This is a genomic window from Microbulbifer variabilis ATCC 700307 (assembly GCF_000380565.1).
Classification (GTDB): Bacteria; Pseudomonadota; Gammaproteobacteria; order Pseudomonadales; family Cellvibrionaceae; genus Microbulbifer; species Microbulbifer variabilis.
Genome location: NZ_AQYJ01000022.1, coordinates 154291 through 173814 on the forward strand (window position 1 = coordinate 154291; position 19524 = coordinate 173814).

General features: G+C 52.2%; 19 protein-coding genes. 10 read left to right on the plus strand and 9 right to left on the minus strand.

All coding sequences use genetic code 11. The annotated features are described in order from the left end of the window. Window positions 1–19 precede the first annotated feature (19 nt). From G367_RS23110 to G367_RS0104905, 5 genes are all read right to left on the minus strand, one after another. A complete protein-coding gene (locus G367_RS23110) occupies window positions 20–553 on the minus strand; it encodes a nuclear transport factor 2 family protein (protein ID WP_020411989.1) in 534 nt (177 codons plus the stop codon). An 87-nt stretch (window positions 554–640) separates the two neighbouring features. Further along, window positions 641–1849: an FtsX-like permease family protein gene (locus G367_RS0104890; protein WP_020411990.1), complete on the minus strand. Its 1209-nt coding sequence runs from the start codon at window positions 1847–1849 to the stop codon at window positions 641–643. A 9-nt stretch (window positions 1850–1858) separates the two neighbouring features. Beyond that, entirely contained in the window at window positions 1859–3172 is a 1314-nt protein-coding gene (locus G367_RS0104895) for an ABC transporter permease (RefSeq protein ID WP_020411991.1), read from the minus strand. Window positions 3173–3185: 13 nt separating this feature from the next. After that, window positions 3186–3887, minus strand: a complete 702-nt coding sequence (locus G367_RS0104900) for an ABC transporter ATP-binding protein (RefSeq protein ID WP_020411992.1) — start codon at window positions 3885–3887, stop codon at window positions 3186–3188. A 96-nt stretch (window positions 3888–3983) separates the two neighbouring features. Continuing rightward, entirely contained in the window at window positions 3984–5264 is a 1281-nt protein-coding gene (locus tag G367_RS0104905) for an efflux RND transporter periplasmic adaptor subunit (RefSeq protein WP_020411993.1), read from the minus strand. Between the two features lie 388 nt (window positions 5265–5652). Between G367_RS0104905 and G367_RS0104910 the strand changes: the two genes are divergently transcribed. Both G367_RS0104910 and G367_RS0104915 read left to right on the plus strand, forming a co-directional pair. After that, window positions 5653–7158, plus strand: a complete 1506-nt coding sequence (locus tag G367_RS0104910; RefSeq protein ID WP_040628253.1) for a SulP family inorganic anion transporter — start codon at window positions 5653–5655, stop codon at window positions 7156–7158. Further along, complete coding sequence (locus G367_RS0104915) at window positions 7158–8060, plus strand: universal stress protein (protein WP_020411995.1); 903 nt, start codon at window positions 7158–7160, stop codon at window positions 8058–8060. The genes G367_RS0104910 and G367_RS0104915 overlap by 1 nt, the downstream gene beginning before the upstream one ends. A gap of 5 nt (window positions 8061–8065) precedes the next feature. Here G367_RS0104915 and G367_RS0104920 read toward each other — a convergent pair whose 3' ends face one another. Continuing rightward, the gene (locus G367_RS0104920) at window positions 8066–9748 is read right to left on the minus strand and encodes an aminotransferase class V-fold PLP-dependent enzyme (protein ID WP_040628202.1); all 1683 of its coding nucleotides are present in this window, start codon (window positions 9746–9748) and stop codon (window positions 8066–8068) included. 187 nt (window positions 9749–9935) lie between these two features. On the opposite strand from G367_RS0104920, the gene G367_RS0104925 reads away from it, so the two are divergent. Continuing rightward, complete coding sequence (locus tag G367_RS0104925; RefSeq protein ID WP_020411997.1) at window positions 9936–10412, plus strand: Lrp/AsnC family transcriptional regulator; 477 nt, start codon at window positions 9936–9938, stop codon at window positions 10410–10412. Between the two features lie 3 nt (window positions 10413–10415). Here G367_RS0104925 and G367_RS0104930 read toward each other — a convergent pair whose 3' ends face one another. The 3 genes from G367_RS0104930 to G367_RS0104940 form a co-directional block, all read right to left on the minus strand. Beyond that, window positions 10416–11126 (minus strand): DUF2238 domain-containing protein, encoded by a 711-nt coding sequence (locus G367_RS0104930; RefSeq protein ID WP_040628256.1) that lies wholly within the window; start codon window positions 11124–11126, stop codon window positions 10416–10418. Between the two features lie 95 nt (window positions 11127–11221). Then, window positions 11222–11794 (minus strand): tRNA-(ms[2]io[6]A)-hydroxylase, encoded by a 573-nt coding sequence (locus G367_RS0104935; RefSeq protein WP_020411999.1) that lies wholly within the window; start codon window positions 11792–11794, stop codon window positions 11222–11224. A gap of 77 nt (window positions 11795–11871) precedes the next feature. Then, on the minus strand, window positions 11872–12300 hold the full coding sequence (locus G367_RS0104940; RefSeq protein ID WP_020412000.1) for an acyl-CoA thioesterase: 429 nt from the start codon (window positions 12298–12300) through the stop codon (window positions 11872–11874). Window positions 12301–12785: 485 nt separating this feature from the next. Between G367_RS0104940 and fabV the strand changes: the two genes are divergently transcribed. The 7 genes from fabV to G367_RS0104975 all read left to right on the plus strand — a co-directional run bounded on the left by fabV (window position 12786) and on the right by G367_RS0104975 (window position 19520). Then, complete coding sequence (gene fabV / locus G367_RS0104945) at window positions 12786–13964, plus strand: enoyl-ACP reductase FabV (RefSeq protein WP_020412001.1); 1179 nt, start codon at window positions 12786–12788, stop codon at window positions 13962–13964. 151 nt (window positions 13965–14115) lie between these two features. Further along, complete coding sequence (locus G367_RS0104950) at window positions 14116–15159, plus strand: NADP(H)-dependent aldo-keto reductase (protein WP_020412002.1); 1044 nt, start codon at window positions 14116–14118, stop codon at window positions 15157–15159. Window positions 15160–15244: 85 nt separating this feature from the next. After that, entirely contained in the window at window positions 15245–15478 is a 234-nt protein-coding gene (locus G367_RS0104955) for a DUF2789 family protein (protein WP_020412003.1), read from the plus strand. A gap of 113 nt (window positions 15479–15591) precedes the next feature. Next, a complete protein-coding gene (gene lpxL, locus G367_RS0104960; protein ID WP_020412004.1) occupies window positions 15592–16557 on the plus strand; it encodes an LpxL/LpxP family Kdo(2)-lipid IV(A) lauroyl/palmitoleoyl acyltransferase in 966 nt (321 codons plus the stop codon). A 92-nt stretch (window positions 16558–16649) separates the two neighbouring features. Continuing rightward, the gene (gene dapA, locus G367_RS0104965; protein WP_020412005.1) at window positions 16650–17525 is read left to right on the plus strand and encodes a 4-hydroxy-tetrahydrodipicolinate synthase; all 876 of its coding nucleotides are present in this window, start codon (window positions 16650–16652) and stop codon (window positions 17523–17525) included. Window positions 17526–17559: 34 nt separating this feature from the next. Continuing rightward, window positions 17560–18747, plus strand: a complete 1188-nt coding sequence (gene bamC / locus G367_RS0104970; RefSeq protein WP_020412006.1) for an NlpB/DapX family lipoprotein — start codon at window positions 17560–17562, stop codon at window positions 18745–18747. Continuing rightward, complete coding sequence (locus G367_RS0104975; RefSeq protein ID WP_020412007.1) at window positions 18747–19520, plus strand: MBL fold metallo-hydrolase; 774 nt, start codon at window positions 18747–18749, stop codon at window positions 19518–19520. Before bamC ends, G367_RS0104975 begins: the two co-directional genes overlap by 1 nt. The last annotated feature ends 4 nt before the right edge of the window (window positions 19521–19524 follow it).

The following is a 19524-nucleotide window of genomic DNA, read 5'->3' on the forward strand; positions in this document are numbered from 1 at the left end:
TGAACGTTAGTGTCAGAGGCTAATGACCATTGCTGGCAGGTTGGTGATCAAAACTCAATACTCTGGCGAGCTTCCACTGCCCATCCTCTTTTTTCCAGAGGTGGGTGAACTGTCCACTCTCGCGTAATACTTCGCTGTTATCAGCATTTATGCCATAAAATTTATGTGTACCGCTTTGAATGGCCCCGTAGTTGTTCATTGGGAAAACTCTAACACTATCGTTAATGAGTTCGCGGCGCGCTTTAATGTCACTGCCGGATTTTTGACGTTCACACATACTGCTAATACCATTGAGAAACTCTTGTGCTGAGCTTGCAGTTTTCCCCCACTTATCATGGTACATTTCAAAATCATCGGTGACGAGTTGACCCAGTTTTTTAATGTCGCAGCTGTTGAAAACAGCATCAAAAAGTTGTGAGTCCACAACGGTGATTTCCTTTTCTAATTTCTCCGTAGCTTGAGGGCCGGCAACGACGGGATGTTGCTCGGCAATTGCTGTGGGTATGAAAATTGATATGGCAGTAAAACCTAGAGCCATCAAATAATTTCGCATAATAAATTCTCCCTTTTTATTTACTATCTTACTTTTCGCCAAACTGGCGGTCAGCTAAAAAGCCCGACCACCAGTTTCAATTTGATTTTATACACTGCGCGTGGCGGTAGCCGGAGAGATATTGGCTGCACGCAGTGCTGGCGCTAGTGCAGCAGCGAGACTAACAACCAATACCAATAGAGCACAGATAAGGAGAGGTAGTAGGGTTAATACCGGCTGAGAGTAATCGCGTACCATATACTGATTAACGATTAGGGCTGCGGCACTACCCAGGGCGATACCGGTAACGGCAATCAGACTGTTTTCAATCAGGAAATAGCGGCTGATATTGCTGCGGCTAGCCCCTAGTGCCCGTCTAACACCTATTTGTTTGGCGCGTTGGTTAATCCAGAAGATTGTCAGCCCGACGATCCCCAGCGCTACGATAAAGCTGAGTGTGGCCGCAACAATAGATAACACTTTGACCATTAAGTTATCGCCTGCATAACTGCGAGCGACATACTCTGAGAGCACTCTGGTTTTAATGACTCTTTGAGGGTCCCTTTCAGACAGTTTATCTACCAAGGTTTTTAACACATCATCGCGCTTGCCTGGTTCGGCGCGTACTAAATAATTGACGTCCTGAGTATTTCTGACAATGGGGAAAAAGGCCACATTACCTGCTTTTGACCAGTCCACCCAGGCGCCCAGATGCCGTTCGATAACACCAATAATTTCTATTGGATGGGAAGTGTTGCCATCATAGAGGGGTTTTCCAATAGGATCTTGGTCTGGGTAAATTTTATCGGCGAACTGCTGGGTAATAACTGCGACATTGATATCCCGAATTTCACTTGGATCAAAATATTGCATTTCTGCATTGGTAAAATTTCGCCCCGCCACTAATTTTAAACCTAGGGTATTGATAAAGTTTGGGTCGGTGTTGTATCTGTTAGAGACCTCTCCGCCGACCTCCTGATTAGGTTGAGTGTAAAAAGTGCCCGCGGAGCCAGACCGCGATAAGGGGACTTGGTTGGTAATGGTTGCATCTTTGACGAAAGGCAGTTTTCGCAGTAACTCCAAATCAGAAGAAACGGCTCCAATCATGTCGTAGTTATTGGGAATTGCCATCACGTTGATGGCAATGATCTCCTCTACGGCAATACCGGTGGGCCTTTCTATCTTTGCAATACGATCTTTTACGATCACAACCGTGTTGCTGATGATTGCCAGTGTCAATGCAAGTTGAAGAGCGATCAGCAGGGCAGGCACTTTGTTACGCCAGAGGGCGGATAACATGGGTTTTAATTCAAGCATGACTCGTCCTTACTGGGTTTTCAGGTAAATGGAAGGGTTAGTGCGACTGATACGCCAAGCTGGGTAAAGCCCTGCCAGCAGGCTTGCGATTAGCGCGAGACCAATGGCTGCGATCACCATCACCCAATCCATCCTCGCGACCGTATCCTGTTGTCCCATAGCTAAATAACGGATTCCACTGATCCCCATAAAAGCAAGTAAAATACCGGCTATTCCACCGAGAATACCGATGGTTGAACTTTCAATGAGGTGCTGCGTGAAAATGGCATTGCGGCTGGCTCCAAGTGCCCGACGCACACCCGCTTCAGGCGCTTTGCGGAGAAACTTGGCGAGTAATAGAGCTACTGCGTTGATAACGCAAACTAACAGAAAAGCCAGGGATACCCAGCCCAATACGCGGTTGTCATCGCTGAGGACTTCGTTGAGAACCAGCCATTCGGAAGGTTTACTCAGGGCAAATTTCAATGGTCGCTCGAAGCGCCCTTGGTCCTTCTGCCCTTGAATATATGCGGTTAGAAAGTTTTCGTACTCGGTTTTTTGTTCTTTATTAGTGAGTTCCACCCAGTACTGAATCCAGACGCTCTCACTTTGTAGGAAACCCTCATAACCTTCGCCCTCTCCACTATCCCAGCCATTGGTATTCCCCCAGCTGTAAATTTCCAGCTTGCGGTGAAGACCAAAAGGCACGAAAAGGGATTCAACTTTCGTAAAGGAACCATTATTGACATCGTAAACTTTGGGTGAGGGTTCCCAGGTATCAATAACGCCAATGACGGTAAAAGGTTGGCTATTTAATATGACGGTTTCACCAACGCTGTCTTCTCCAGAGAATAACTTTTCATTGGTGGCCTTGGAGAGTATCACCACTTGCATGGGTGAGCTGTCGGCAGTCTTCTCCCAGGTGCCTCCATATATAAAAGGGATATCGAATAGGTTAAAGAAATCACGGGTGGTTACGCGGATGTCAGCGGTATAAGGCCGGATTGCTGACTCTTCCAGTTCCACGGTAAAACCATAGCGGTGCATGGCCACCTGATGAGTGGGGATGTCAGAGCGCAGTAGGGCTTGGGCATCTCTATAAGTCAACTGCCAGGGAATTTCATTGGTAGTATTTGCGGCTTCATTAACATCCCAGCTATCGAGTTGAACGGCAAAAAGAACATCGTCTTTATGCTCTAGCGCGTTCTGCGACATCATGTAGTTGAGGGTGAGTACTGTCATGGAGGCACCCACACCCACCGCGATAGCAGCGACCATCAACGCACTTAATGTCGGTGTACGACGCAGGCTTCGCAGTGCCAGGGAAATATAGTATCCAATCATTACTGCAGACTCCTTAAGCAGTAGCGGCTTCGGGTTGCTCTGTGACCGGGCGCAGGTCGCACACTTGCCCATCCACGATCTGGATATTGCGGTGCGCACGACGGGCCAGCTCCGGATCATGGGTAACCATTACGATGGTAGTTCCCCACTCATTGATAAATTCCAGTAGCTCCATTACTTGGCGTGCCATTAGGGAGTCGAGGTTTCCAGTGGGCTCATCTGCGAGCAGGAAACGTGGCTCCCCTGCCAGGGCCCGGGCAATAGCAATACGTTGTTGCTGTCCGCCGGAAAGCTGTGCAGGCAAGTGTTTTGCGCGGGCGGACAAGCCCACTTGCTCCAGTACTTTCTCAATACGCTTGCGGCGTTCTTTAGCGCTGAATCCACGGTAGCGAAGAGGGACATCAATATTGTCGAACAAGCTTAGATCCGGGATCAGGTTAAACCCTTGGAAAATAAACCCGATCTTTTCATTACGCAGGCGGGAGCGCTGGCGATCGTTCAGGTTACTTACATCCTCGCCATCCAGCAGGTACTGGCCGCCGGTTGGGGTTTCCAATAACCCTGCGATATTCAGAAAGGTCGTTTTTCCGGAGCCACTGGGGCCGGTGACAGAGACAAATTCCCCCTCCTTCACTTCTAGGCTGAAGTCACGCAGGGCGTGGGTTTCAATAGTGTCTGTGCGGAAACTCTTGCGGACGTTATGCATCTTAAGCATGGCGATGTTCCTTGTTTGTCACTGAATTTTTAAATCGTTGATAAATCGCGGAAACTGAGAGGGTGTAGCTTGCGCGTGTTGAATGTCTCGCTCGGTTTATTCTTTCAGGGCAACTAGCTGTGCCCTCTCCAATTCTTCGGAGGCGGAGATAATGATTTGATCTCCCTCTTGCAGGCCGGAAATGATTTCCACTTGTTTCAGTCCCAGCGCGCCAATTTGAATGGCAACGCGCTCTGCCTGTTGTTGATCGTTGAGGCGGAATGCAAAGCGGCCGCCGCTCTGATCCAGGAAACCACCACGTTTCACCAGCAGCACATCATTGCGATTCTCCAGTAGCACGCGGGCGGTGAGGCGCAGGTTTTGGCGCAAGTTTTGGGGTTGTCCCTCGCTAAAACGCACTCGGGCGATGACTTGGTTGTCGATGACTTCGGGGGATATCGCAGTGATTTCACCGGGTAGTTCACGCCCCCCTAGGTTGACGGCCACGGCCATATTCAAGCCGAGGTCGTCGGCGTAGTTCTCTGGCACTGCCGCCTCAAGCTCAAAACTGGTGAGGTCAACTACGGTGATCAAGGGGGCGTTAGCGGCAACGGCGCTGCGCTGGGATACGGCGAGACTGCCGATGGTGCCGCTGACAGGGGAGAGGATTTCTAATTCCCGAACGCGGCGCTCGAGTTCCTCTACCTGCAACTTCTGCTGGGACACTTGTAAATGAAGGGTTTGGGTATCAAAGCTCAGGGACTCTTTTTCCAGCTCGGCGTTTTGTACAGCCTGCTCATACTCCAGTTGTGCTCGGGCCATATCGTCCTTGCTCTTTTCAAAGTCGAGCAGGGAAATAATCTGCTTCTCCTTGGAAAGCTCAGCCCGTTTTAACTCCCGTTTGGCGGCGGTGAGGTTTACCCGGGCGAGATCGGCCTTTTGCTGGTTTTCCAACTGCTGGCGCTTGGCCTGTATTTTCTGCCGTTGCAATTCTACGGACAGTTTATTGAGTTGAGCTTCCTCCTGGGCGAGTTGGTTGGATAGCTCAGGGCTGTCAACCGAGGCGAGGACTTGCCCAGCTTTCACAGTATCTCCGGCTTTTACCGCAAACTTAACGATGCCCTGCGCAGGGCTATAAAGTGTGGGGCTGTTGGCTGCGACCACTTTGCCCTGAACCACCAAGTCTCGAATCAGGTCACCGCGCTCAACCTGGGCAATATTGATACGGGATAAGGACAGGGTGTTATCTACTGAGCCGGTCCTATGCCAGGCATTAACACCCCAGATCAAAAATGCGATGGTGAGGCCAAGCAAGGCGGCAGCCTTATAGGCTTTGGGGTTTTTCCAAAGCGGTAGGGCTTCGATTTGTGTATCTTGCCTGGAAGTATCTCTAATCATTGTTGCTTTCCACTTCTCTGTGCGATTGCTTCTGCTTTGTAATTTGGATGCAGTGCATTTCTGTTTCGGATGCAAATCAAAAAAATCTGCTCTGTGAGCTACTACGCAAACGCTGTGCCAACTTTTTTATGTCTGTAACTTACTGATATTTATTGATATTTTTCTTTTATGGGGATCTGCACAATCACAGGGGTGTCCGCTAAAAGTGTCCGCTGTCCGCCCTGTCCGGGAGATGGACCGGGCACTGTAAGCTGCATATTTCCGCCGGAAGAGGGGCGGATACCGAACTTTGCTTGCGGTTTCACGAGAGTGGTTGTCATGCGGGGGGACGGCGGTTTGTGGTAGAGTGCGCGGCCTTTTTTTGATCAATTCAAATTTATTTGCGTTTATGTTCCTTCCATCGCTGCTCTCTTCGACCAAAGCCGACTGGTTCGGCAATATACGTCGCGACGTACTCGCCGGCCTGGTAGTGGCCCTGGCACTGATTCCCGAAGCCATCGCTTTCTCGATTATCGCGGGAGTTGATCCCCGAGTTGGCCTCTACGCCTCTTTCTGTATTGCTGTGGTCATTGCCTTTGTGGGCGGTCGGCCGGGGATGATTTCCGCCGCTACTGGCGCAATGGCCCTTCTGATGGTGACCCTGGTGAAGGAGCACGGACTGCAATATCTGCTCGCAGCCACATTGCTCACCGGGGTGTTGCAGATCATCGCTGGCTATCTGAAGCTGGGTAGTTTGATGAGCTTTGTCTCACGGGCGGTGGTCACGGGGTTTGTGAATGCCCTGGCGATCCTTATCTTCCTGGCGCAAATGCCCGAGTTGATTGGTGGTACCTGGGAGGTCTATGCCATGACAGCTGCGGGTCTGGGGGTCATTTACCTATTCCCCTATGTCCCGGTGATTGGTAAAGCTGTGCCTTCACCGCTGGTATGTATCCTGTTGCTGACGGCAGTGGCTGTCACCATGGGGATGGATATCCGTACCGTGGGGGATATGGGCGAGTTGCCGGATACTCTGCCTATTTTCCTCTGGCCCGAGGTTCCGCTGAATTTCGAAACCCTACAGATTATTTTCCCCTACTCCGCTGGTCTGGCAGTGGTAGGTCTGCTGGAATCCCTGATGACAGCAACGATTGTGGACGACTTGACCGATACTCCGAGTGATAAGAACCGCGAGTGTAAAGGTCAGGGGATCGCCAATATCGCGGCCGGCTCCCTGGGGGGGATGGCCGGTTGCGCCATGATTGGCCAGTCTGTCATCAATGTGAAGTCCGGTGGCCGAGGTCGGCTCTCAACTCTGGTAGCTGGCGTTGGCCTGCTGACCCTGGTGGTGTTTCTCAGTGACTGGGTTGCGGTAATTCCTATGGCAGCACTAGTTGCGGTCATGATTATGGTTTCCATAGGTACTTTTGACTGGAGTTCTATCCGCAACCTGAAACGCTACCCGCTCTCCACAAATTTGGTGATGTTGGCTACTGTGGTTGTGGTAGTGTGGACCCATAACCTGGCCTATGGTGTATTTGTTGGTGTGTTACTGGCCTCGCTGTTCTTTGCCAATAAGGTTAGCCACTTTATGTACGTGAGCAGCTCTCTCGAAGAAGCTCAGAGCCGCCGAACCTACAAGGTCATTGGACAGGTCTTCTTCAACTCCGCCGATAAGTTCATGGCCTCTTTCGATTTTAAGGAAGTGGTGGATACTGTAGTGATCGATCTCAATCGCGCGCATTTCTGGGATATTTCCGGAGTAAATGCGCTGGACAAGGTGGTGCTCAAGTTCCGTCGTGAGGGTGCAGAAGTGGAGCTGGTAGGGTTGAACGAAGCTAGTGAAACCATCGTCGACCGGTTCGGCGTACACGATAAGCCCGAGGAAATTGAGCGGGTTCTTGGAGGACATTGATGGCCGTAAGCAGCAGCGAAAATAACAATAAAGAGACACATAATGGTGGGTCTTTACCAGTGGTACTTTCCTGTATTGATGGTTCCCAATACACCGGCGCCGTCTGTGATTACTCCGCTTGGCTGGCTGCCAAGCTGGACGCACCGCTAAAGCTGTTGCATAACATTGAGCGCAGTAGTGTACCTGCGGTCACCGATTTTACCGGCAGTATCGGCTTAGGCAGCCAGGAAGAGCTGCTGGAAGAACTGACGGCGCTTGAGCAACAGCGTGCGCAATTGCTGGTGAAGCAGGGCAAGCTCATGCTGCAGGCGGCACGAAATCGCGCTGAGGATGCCGGCGTTGGACAGGTCATTACCTGCCAGCGCCACGACACCCTGACAGAATCTGTGGTGGAGCTGGAAGACTGCATTCGTGTTCTGGTACTCGGTATTCGCGGTGAGGAGCATGGCGAGTCAGAGCAGGGGCTGGGCGCACAGTTGGAAACTGTAGTCCGCTCCCTGCACAAACCGATACTGGTGGTTAATCGGGAATTTCAGCAGCCGCAGAGGATTATGCTTGCCTATGACGGTAGTGAGGCGGCGTGCAAGGCCCTGGGCCTGATAGCTGGTAGCCCGCTGTTCCGCGACCTGTCCTGCCACCTGGTAAATGTAGGACCGGCGCAAGTGGCGGAAAAGCTGTTAGCTGAGGCCAGTGCCGAATTGGACAAGGCCGGCCTCGCAGTAACGGCCAGTAATCTGGAGGGTAATACAGTTGAGGCCTTGATCACCTATCAGGAGGAGCACCAGATTGACCTCACTGTGATGGGGGCGTTCAGTCACAATCGTCTGCGCGATTTGTTGATGGGCAGTATCACAGCGAAGATGCTACTCAAGACCCGCCAGCCTCTGCTGCTATTGCGATAACTTTCCTAGAGCGCGAGTACTGCGTCCCGGGGGCTGACAAACCAACGCAAAGCCTCCGCATCCTCGGGAAGCGGTAGATCGTAGAATTTTGCATTGCGTGGTTTGCGGCAAAGCTCCCGCTCGGCAATGGCCAGGTACTCCTCTAGAGGAAGTAATGACACCTCCTGCTCGCTTTTACTGGAAGGGCAATTGCTGAAGTTCAATTGCGCCAGGCTGGCTGCGGACTCTGGTTTTTTGCCTTGATAGCGCCAGACTCCCTGATCCTGGTCGAAATAATAATACGGCAGTAGTCTCCAGCCGTGGCGCGCTACCAGAGCCACGGCTTCAAGCAGATATTCGAATACTGTCTCACTGATGAAGTAATTGAAATTCAGGCGTACCCAGCCCGGACGCATTAATTTTTGCCCTTTGAGTATCTGTCCCTCCAGCGCCCGGCTATAGGCCATATCGATATCCAGAAGGGTATGCCCATAGGGGCCTGCGCAGGAACAGCCACCGCGGGCCTGGATTCCGAAAAGGTCATTGAGTAGTGCTACTACAAAGCCGTAGTGCAAATCCTTCCCGCGCCATTTGATGCGCAGCGAGACAATTGAAAGACGCGGTATATCAAGGCTACCGAGAACCTCGATGTTCTCTTCCTTTGACCAGCGCTCGAGAGCATGGCCGATCAGCCGCTTCTCCCTCTGGGTTATTTCATTGATACCCACAGTTTGCTGGAGTTTAAAGACCATGCCTGCGCGAATGGACTCGACTATCGCCGGGGTGCCGCCTTCCTCGCTGCGCTCCGGGTCTTCGAGGTAACGGTGATCCTCAGGAGTGACATAGAGCACCGTGCCACCGCCGGGTGCTGCAGGGACGGCGTTTTGCAGTAGCTGCTCTTTCACCACCAGAATTCCTGGAGTGCCGGGGCCACCGACAAATTTATGCGGAGAGATAAATACAGCGTCTTTTGAACTATCGCCCCGGGGGTCTTGCTCACCGCGCACATCAATTGCCATATAGGGGGCGGCCGCGGCGTAGTCCCAGAAAGACAGGGCACCGTACTGGTGAAGTAGGCGGGTGACAGCTTCTACTTCGGTCACGATGCCGGTGACATTAGAGGCGGCGGAAAAGCTGCCGATCCGCAGGGGGCGGTCAGCGTACGCACGCAGCTGATTTTCGAGCGTATCAAGATCCAATGTGCCGGTGCTATTCAACGGAATAGACACTAGTTCGGCAATGCTTTCCCGCCAGGGCAATTCATTGGAGTGGTGTTCATAGGGCCCAATAAATACGACAGGACGCTGGCTGGCAGAAATACTGTCACTGAAGCGACGCTGCAGGTTCAAGTCCACCGGAGGACGCAACTTTAGAATATCGATCAGCTTGTTAATGGCGGCAGTGGCACCGGAGCCACAGAATATGATTTTGTGCTCCTCGCTCCCGTTGACTGCACGCCGGATCTCTTTCCTCGCCTCCTCTCTGAATCCTGTGGTTTGAGCACCGGTGTAAGACGTTTCGCTATGGGTGTTGGCATAGTAAGGCAACACCTTTTGGCGAATAGAGTCTTCGATGAAAGATAGTGAGCGGCCGGATGCAGTGTAATCAGCGTACACCAGTGGTCGCTGTCCGAAGGGGGTGGCAATGGGCTGCATATCGCCAATAACTGAGTCACGGATGTATTTGATGAGAGCTGTCACGAGTTCCATTTCCTGTATTTTTCATGGAAATTACTCTAGTGCTTTAACACCGAAACAATGTCCCTGTTTGTCTTTTTTAATTGGTAAATTTCGAAACATTGTGCCGTTTTATTTTATTTTTAGGTACGTTAATACTTTAAAAAGGTATGGTGGAAACACTGGTAATTATTATGAATGTTTTAAAGGAGGGGCTTTAATGGCGGCGCGGCTAAACAGGCAAGACAAACAAATTCTGGAGCTGTTACAGGGGGATGCGACGCTGTCTGTTGGGGAAATTGCTGAGCGAGTGGGTGTGTCAAAATCCGCTTGCTGGAGGCGCATTCACAAGATGGAAGAGGAAGGGATTATCGCTGATAGAGTGACCTTGCTAAACCAGCATAAGTTAAATTTGCCCCTGACTGTATATATCTCTATCCGTACCAACCAACACAATGACCAGTGGGCAGCCCAGTTTGCCGAATTGGTGCAGGGGGTTGCTGAGATTCTGGAGGTACACCGGATGAGTGGGGATCTGGATTACCTGATCAAGGCGGTGGTGACCGATATGCCTGGTTACGACCGCCTGTATAAAGAACTAATTAAGGCCGACCTATTTGATGTCAGTTCCAGCTTCGTAATGGAGACCATGAAACAGACGACCCGTTTACCTCTCACATACGCTGTTGATAAGTAAGCTTCAGTGGCTGTGGCGCTTGCGTAACCATTGGCGGAGTTTTGCCTCGCCAAGAGCCCTGTCTCCATGTGGTACTTTGAGGCTATTGCGGATTTCCCGCCAGGCATTGGAGTTGAGCCAGAGATTCAAGGCCAGTACGACCAGCATCACCAGGATGGAGCCCAGCCCCGCCAGCAGCATGTCCTTTTGCGCGTCCCAGATATCGCCCTGGGAGCCGAGGAACGCGATTCCCAGCTCCGGAGAAACTGTCCGTGCTGCCAACCATTCAATAATTTCGTAAATAGAAGAGAGGGCAAACGTCACATCTACTGGGAAGAAGTAGGCCCAGAATCCACGCAGACCAGCCAGGCGTATTAATATTTCCCGCACTGGGTAGGCGAGCAGCAACCCAAAACTAAAGTGCACCAGGCGATCGTACATATTGCGCTCGGCGCCAAGCCATTCCTGCAGAGTGTAACCAAAGGGCACTTCTGCATAGGTGTAGTGGGAGCCAAACACATGCAGGCACATAAACACGGTGATCAGCGTATAAGAGACGTTGGAGAGCGGGAGCATACGTATGCTGATCAAAATTACCGGCAGCGCCGCAAAGACCAGGTAATTTTCTAATAACCAGTCATCCGGATGCAGCGGCTGCCAGGCTGACCAGCCCCATGCGACTGAGAAAATAGCCAGTAATAACAGGCGGTACCAGTGTTTTCGAATAGCGGACATAACTGTAAAACCCACTGCAAAAAAAGTATATCTGCGCCAGGATACACCATTGACCGCCGTTGTGGATTGGGCCAAATGCCCCCTGGTATGAATAGCTAATGCAGGGCCGGCCGGTAGGGAAGGGCGGCAATAATCCTGGCTTCCTCATTCAGCAAATGGGCAAGGCGACTCTCCACCGCCTCACGGGGGAAATACTCCAAGGCCAACTCAACAAACAGTTCATGGTGGCGGGCCTCACTTTCTGTAATGACCTTATAGAAAGTTTGTAATGATCCCGCTGGAAGGGCCTCAGCGACCAAACCAAAACGCTCACAGCCTCGCGCTTCAATAATTGCTGCGGTGAGCAGGCGGTCTATCAGGTACTCTTCCGGACCGCGGCGAATCAGCTTGCGCAGGGCATGAATATAGGGATCTTTCTCATCTGGTGCCTGATAGATCCCCCGCTCATGCATAATCCTGATCACTTGGCGGAAATGGTTCATCTCCTCTAAAGCCAGATTCACCATGGCCTCGACCAGTAGAGGTTTATCGGGATAGTGAGAGAACATGGACACTGCCATACCAGAGGCTTTCTTTTCCGCTGCGGCATGATCCTGCAGGAAGCGGTTAAAGTCACTGAGAACGACTTGGGCCCAGTCTTTCGGGGTCTTGTAATACAGTTGGAACATGGTGAATGGCGGTGACGCAAAAACGCCATTATACCGCCATCGATAGGATTGACCTGCTGGCCCTGTTGAAAAAGGTTTTAGCTCGCCAGGCGGCGTTCGCGTACTTCCCGATCGCGCTGAGTAGCAATTCGCGCCTGCTCCAGGGACATGCCGGCTTTAGCATGGGGGGTTGGCCTGCCATTAGCACCCAAAGCTACGAAGACTATTTGCTCGACTTGCACAATCAACTCCTGGCTCTGCTTGTTGCGAACCTCACAGTGCACGGTGAGTGAACTCTGGCCAATGCCGATCACTTCAAACCCAAACTCTACTACGTCTCCGCAGCAGGCTGGGCTGACAAAATCGATCTCTGACATTAGCTTGGTTACCAGCATTGGTGTACCCATCTGACAGCCGGCAAAAATGGCAGCCTCTTCATCAATCCAGGCGAGTAACTGGCCGCCAAACAGGCGCTGGGCGGGGTTCAGGTCGCCGGGCTTTACACAGTGACGCGAATAGTATTTCACACTGACCTTCCTAACTAACTGTGGAATGAACAATTGGTGAGCTACTGGTGGCGAATTTGCCAGAAGTAATCCTCGGCAAATTTCGCAACAGAGATTAAATCGATACTCACATAGGGAGTTACTGCATACAGCGTGCCAAGGCAAAAAAAGTGTAGCCGAGGAAAAAGGTTGTAAAGAGTGTCACGGAGTTTAAGGCAAGCACATATTTGGCGCGATTAGGCACCTGAGAGCACATAAATAGTGCGATAAGTCACAATAGATGGGTTTGGTGGCTGCTTTGGCCGCTGGGTGGGATATTCTGGACAATCTGCTCGCCAGCCTGGAAATGTCGCTATGGGACTCACCAGCCACAACCAGTAGAATGGCCGGGAATATGTCCCAAGTGTCTTTATTCTTGGGGCCGTCAGTGTTTTCCCGATGCGCTGTAAGCGTATCTGTGATCACATAACCACGATTCCCCAAGTGCAAAGGGAGAGACAGTAAGGATGATCATCCAGCCGAAAGTACGCGGATTTATTTGTACCAATGCCCACCCGCAGGGCTGTGCAGCCAATGTGCGTGAACAGATTGAGTACATCAAGTCTCAGCCAGCAATTGAGAATGGCCCCAAGCGGGTTCTGGTTGTAGGTGCCTCCACCGGTTACGGCCTCGCTTCGCGTATCACTGCCGCTTTTGGTTGTGGCGCCAAGACCCTGGGGGTGTTCTTTGAGAAGCCACCCACAGAAAAGCGCACCGCTTCTGCCGGTTATTACAACTCGGCTGCGTTCGAGGACGAAGCGTATAAGGCGGGCCTGTACGCCAAGAGTATTAATGGGGATGCCTTCTCTGATGAGGTGAAGGCCCAGGCGATTCAGATGATTCAAGAGGATCTGGGGCAGGTAGACCTGGTGGTCTACAGCTTGGCATCTCCGCGTCGTACCGACCCCAAGACTGGTGAACTTTACAGTTCTGTATTGAAGCCGATCGGTGAGTCTTACACCGCCAGGAACCTCAATACCGACAAGCTGGAAATCTCGGACATCACAGTTGATCCTGCCAGTGAGGAAGAGATTTCCAATACCGTGAAGGTTATGGGCGGTGAGGATTGGGAACTGTGGATGCAGGCTTTAGGCGATGCCGGCGTATTGTCAGATACCTGCAAGACAGTTGCTTACACCTATATCGGTGAAAAGTTAACTTGGCCTATTTACGGTCATGCGACTATTGGTAAGGCGAAGGAGGACCTGGATCGGGCGGCCAGAGCCATTACTGAAAGTGGTCAGGCGGCGGCAAATGTCGCGGTACTGAAAGCACTGGTCACTCAGTCGAGCTCTGCAATTCCAGTGATGCCACTATATATCTCCCTGGTCTACAAGGTGATGAAAGAAGAGGGCACCCACGAAGGCTGTATCGAGCAGTTGTACCGCTTGTATACCGAGGGTCTGTACACCGATAGCCCGCGCCTCGATAGTGATAACCGCCTGCGTATGGATGACAAGGAGTTGCGCGAGGAGACCCAGGCTAAGATTGAAAAATTGTGGCCAGAGGTGACCAAAGAAAATCTTTTTGAGTTGACTGATTACAAAGGTTATCAGGCCGATTTTCTCAAGCTGTTTGGTTTTGGCGTAACCGGTGTTGATTACGACGCAGACACCAGCCCACAGGTAGAAGCTGAATTCAGCTGATCACGCTGAACCAGTCCCGACTGCAATTTTGCATTCTAGAAGGAGCGGCATGGCCGCTCCTTGATCCAACCCCACCCAGGTCTTCTATCTACTCTCTCAAGTCCCAAAACGGCATAATTCCTGTTTCGCCTTTTTGTGGAGAGAGGACGCCATGAATTACCGCCAGCTTGGCACCAGCAATCTCAAAGTCAGCCAGATTTGTCTGGGCACAATGACTTTTGGTGAGCAAAATACAGCTGCTGATGCGGCTAAACAGCTGGATTATGTCTTTGATCAAGGGGTAAATTTTATCGATTGTGCCGAGATGTATCCGGTGCCGCCGCGCCCTGAGACTCAGGGGCTCACCGAGGAATATATCGGTAAATGGCTGTCGGCCCGTGGCGGTCGTGACAAGGTAATTATTGCCACAAAAGTGGCGGGGCGCGGTGAGGCTAATCCGGGGGTTAGGCACCTGCGTTCTGGACCGCGCCTCAGCCGAGATCATGTACTGAAAGCTTGTGATGAGTCCCTAAAAAGGCTGGGCACCGATTACCTCGATCTCTATCAGGTCCATTGGCCGGAACGCCAAACCAACTTTTTTGGTTGTCTAGGGTACCAGCATGGAGGTGATGATGGCATTACTATTGCCGAGACACTCAATGCACTGGAGGAGTTGGTCAAGGCAGGCAAGGTGCGTTATATCGGTATTTCTAACGAGACGCCTTGGGGCATGCATGAATACCTAAGAGAGTCCGTTGTTTATGGTAAGCCGCGTATCGTTTCCATTCAGAATCCATACAATCTGCTCAACCGGAGCTTTGAAGTGGGCTGTGCGGAGATCTCCATCCGGGAGCAATGTGGCCTTCTGGCATATTCGCCACTTGCCTTTGGTGTCTTGTCCGGCAAGTACCTTGGCGGCGCAAGGCCTGCAGGGGCACGCCTGACTTTGTATGAGCGTTTTCAACGCTACACAAACGATCGCAGTGCAACAGCTACCGGTGCTTATGTGGAGTTGGCCCGCCAGTTTGGTCTAGACCCTGCGCAGATGGCTCTGGCATTCGTCAACCAGCAGCCGTTTGTGACTAGCAATATCATCGGCGCAACCACCATGGAGCAGTTGCGTAGCAATATTGCCAGCACTGAATTATTTTTGGATAACGAACAGCTAGCTGCGATTGAAGCTATTCATCAGTACAACCCAAATCCGGCTCCGTAATAGGTGGCTCTGCTATCTATAATGGGGAACACAAACCGCTAAATCGGTACCAATACATCACGTGAGCACGAGAGAGGCAGCTCCCATGGAAACGACCGGGCATCACACGCTCAACGATCTCTTTGCCCAGCTGGGGATGTCGTCGGAAGATGCGGCGATTCATGAGTTTCTGATTACTCACTATTTGCATAGGCATGAGAAATTATCTTCCGCATCATTTTGGACTGAGGGGCAGAGGGAGTTTCTTCGGAGCGCCATAGAGGAAGATTCTGACTGGTGCGTCGCTGTTGATGAGCTGGATTCCCTCCTGCGCCATTAAGTTGTAACACTACTGCGGCTGCTGTCCATTCCAGCCTGTATCCCATGGGTTATACTACGCCGAATTCAACCGATTAAGCTGGTGACTATTCGCCGGCAGCGTAGCGATACCCGATGGAAAAACCCCGATTTCGAGTTGCCTTACTGCACCCCCGGCACTGGCTGACCTGGTTGCTCTTTGCTTTTTGGTTCCTGCTGGCCCAGCTGCCTTTTCGTTGGCAGTTGTCTATAGGGCGTGGTGTGGGCAAGGTGATGATGAGGCTAGCCCCAAGCCGGCGCACTATTGCCGAGCGCAACCTTGCCCTGTGTTTTCCTGAGTTCAGTAAGGCTGAACGCTCACAACTTCTTCGTCGAAATTTCGAGTCCAGCGGAATTGCCCTAATGGAAACCGGCATGGCCTGGTTTCGCTCTGCGCGCTGGCTGCGTAAGCGTGTCTCTATAGAGGGGCTGGAAGCCTTGCAGGATATCCAGGCTGAGGGGCAAGGTGTGCTGCTAATGGCTATGCACTTTACCACCCTGGAATTGGGGGCGGCTCTTATGGGGATGAGCATTACCCTTGATGGTATGTACCGGCCGCACAAAAACCCTGTATATGACTATATGCAGCGTAAAGGGCGTGAGCGCCATACTGGTGATGGTAGTGTCTACCAGCGTAAGGATGTTCGTGGGGTATTGCGCGCCCTGCAGCAGGGGCGTGCCGTCTGGTATGCTCCAGACCAGGATTATGGAATTAAGCAGGGCGTCTTTGCCCCGTTTTTTTCCAATCCTGCGGCAACGGTGACAGGCACATCGCGATTTGCCCGGGTAGGACGCGCCAAGGTAGTACCCTATGTGCTGACCCGTTTGGAGGATTGCTCCGGTTACCGCCTGAAGGTGTACCCACCTATCGAGGAGATTCCCTCTGGAGACGAACTGCAGGATGCCATCCTGGTCAACCAGTTCATTGAAGCTCGTATTCGAGAGGCACCAGAACAGTATATGTGGGTGCATCGACGTTTTAAGACCCGGCCGGAAGGCGCCAATAATGTGTACGAAGGAGTCCGCAAGAAGAAAAAGAAGCGCAGGAAAGTGGCGAGCTAGTCACACTGGCATAGACACTGCGCCCTAAGTAACATACAGGTTCGATTCTGGCGGTGCTATTCCAGGCCGAGCGCGAAAATTAAGGAGAGAGAATGTTTACCGGCAGTATGGTGGCCTTGGCTACCCCAATGTACGCAGACGGAAGCCTGGATTGGGACAGTCTGCGCAATTTGGTTGAGTGGCATATAGAACAAGGCACCCGCGCATTGGTTGCAGTAGGTACTACCGGCGAATCAGCCACTCTGGATGTGAATGAACACATTGAGGTCATCCGGCGCGTGGTAGATCAGGTTGCGGGGCGCGTTCCAGTGATTGCAGGAACGGGTGCCAACTCAACTACTGAAGCGATTGAACTGACAGAAAATGCCGCTCGTTGTGGCGCCGATGCCTGTTTATTGGTGACCCCTTATTACAATAAGCCTTCCCAGGAGGGCTTGTATCAACACCATCGCGCTATCGCCAAAGCGGTGGCCATTCCGCAGATCCTGTATAACGTGCCTGGGCGCACAGCTGTGGATATGTTGCCCGAGACTGTGCAACGTTTGGCTGCCATTGGCAATATTGTTGGAATCAAGGAAGCGACTGGAGACCTGGAGCGGGCTAAAGTTCTATTAGAAACTCTTCCCCAGGGTTTCGCCGTTTACTCCGGCGATGACTGCACTGCGATGGAGTTGATCCTGATGGGGGGGCAAGGTGATATCAGCGTCACCGCCAATGTCGCCCCAGCTGCTGTTGCGCAAATGTGTGAAGCTGCTCTGGCCGGAGATGCTGCGACTGCACGGGCAATTGATCAGCGTATCCAAATATTGCACAAAGTGCTGTTTTTGGAGTCCAACCCGATACCGGTGAAATGGGCTCTGCGGGAAATGGGGCGTATAGACGGGGGGATTCGCCTGCCGCTGACCAGCCTTTCCCCTGAGCATCATGCTACAGTGCGCGAAGCTTTGCGCAGTGCCGGCGTACTGTGAGTCCGCGAACAGAGAATTAACCAGGAAAGCTTTGATGAATAAATTGACCGTTGGAGCCGCGCTCTGTATTTCCAGTCTTACCCTGGCAGGTTGTGGTGTGTTCGGCAACGATGGCTATTTCCGCGATCGCAGCAATGATTACCAACAGGCCGACAGCTTGGCACCGCTGCAGATACCGGAAGGCATCAACGCCAAGCACCAGGAGGAGCTCTATGAGATCCCCCAGATTGCAGGAAATGAACTGGAGCAGAGTGACTTCGAGGTTCCGCGGCCTCAAGCATTATCTGTCAATGCTGGAACGGAACGGGTAAAGATACAAAAGCTGGGTAGCAACCGTTGGGTGCTGGTATCCCAACCACCGGCAGAGGTTTGGCCTCAGCTGCATTATTTCTTGCGCTCCTCGGGCTTACACGTGGAGATGTCTGATGCCAGCACCGGTATTATGGAAACGGCCTGGATGACATTTAACGAGAGCCCGGAAACCAAAGATAAGTACCGCCTGCAGATTGAAACCGGTGTGCAGCCCGACACTACCGAGATCCACGTGCGTCACCTGTCGGTTGCCGCGGATGCTCCGGTGGGAGGCTCCGTCAACTGGCCACAGCGTTCCAGTAGCCCTGAACGCGAAGGTTGGATGATCGATGAAATGTCCACATCCCTGGCAACCGAATCCACTGGTGCTTCTGCTTCATTGGTGGCCCAAGCTATCGGTGGCAGTACTGTGAAGGTTCAGTTGCGCGAGCCGGTAGGCCATGAGCCCTATATCTCTATGGGGCTGGAGATGGAGCGCGCTTGGGCGACAGTCGCTCATGCGGTGAATGCGGGAGGTTATCGTCTGCATCGTGAAGATTCTGATATCGGCCTTTTCTACGTCACTTACGATGAGGAGCGCGAGTTGGCCGATAGTGAGGATGACGGTGGCTGGTTCTCTTGGGGTAAGAAGGACAAACAAGATGAGCTGGCCGATAGTGCTAACCAGGTTACCCTGCAGCAGATTCTTGCCGGTATCGATACCACTGAAGGCACTGAGCCTCCCTTGTTCAAAGAGATCAAAGGGCTTGGTGTAAGCGCTAGTCCCGAAGGAGAATATCCTGGCTACTTGATTGTGATTCGCGGAAATGATGATGAGATTGAAGTGCGTATCCGCGATACCCGTGGCCAGCCGCTGTCTCGGACCAAAGCCTCTGAGTTACTACTCTCGATTCAGCAGAACTTGATTTAATGGGCCTGCGCTTCGCCTCACTGGGAAGCGGCAGCAAAGGCAACGGCACTCTGGTCGCCAGTGGCGACCACTGCCTGCTTGTTGATTGTGGCTTTACCATCAAGGAGACCGAGCGGCGTATGGCGCGGCTCGGTATGTCCCCTGCCAATCTCACTGCCATTCTGGTAACCCATGAACACAGCGACCACCTGTCTGGGGTTGCTCCTCTCGCGCGTAAGTATGGCTTGGCTGTTTACCTGACCCCGGGCACTCTCCGAGCTCGCGATATTGGCAAGTTGCCTGAAGTTCACCTGATTGAAGGTCATCAACCGCTTACTGTTGCCGGTATACAAGTCACACCTGTGGCTGTGCCTCACGATGCACGGGAAGCTGCGCAGTATGTTTTTCGCAGTCGTGGCAGTAGTCTCGGCCTCCTTACTGATCTGGGGACGGTGACACCTCATGTAGAGGCCCACTTTAGCGGCTGCGACGCACTGGTTTTGGAGGCTAATCACGATCCCCAGATGCTGGCACAGGGGCCATACCCTCCCTCATTAAAAAGGCGGGTTGGCGGAGCTTATGGTCATTTGAGTAATCAACAGGCTGCCGGATTTTTGCAGCGGGTGGGCTATGAACAGCTGCAGCACTTAGTGGTGGCCCATATTAGTGAGAAGAATAATACGCTGGAACTTGCCCGTTCAGCGATGGCTGAGATGGCGGAAAGTGTGGAGAATTGTATTTTTGCCTGCCAGCAAGAGGGATTCGACTGGCTCACTGTGGAAGCACGGGGATAGGCCC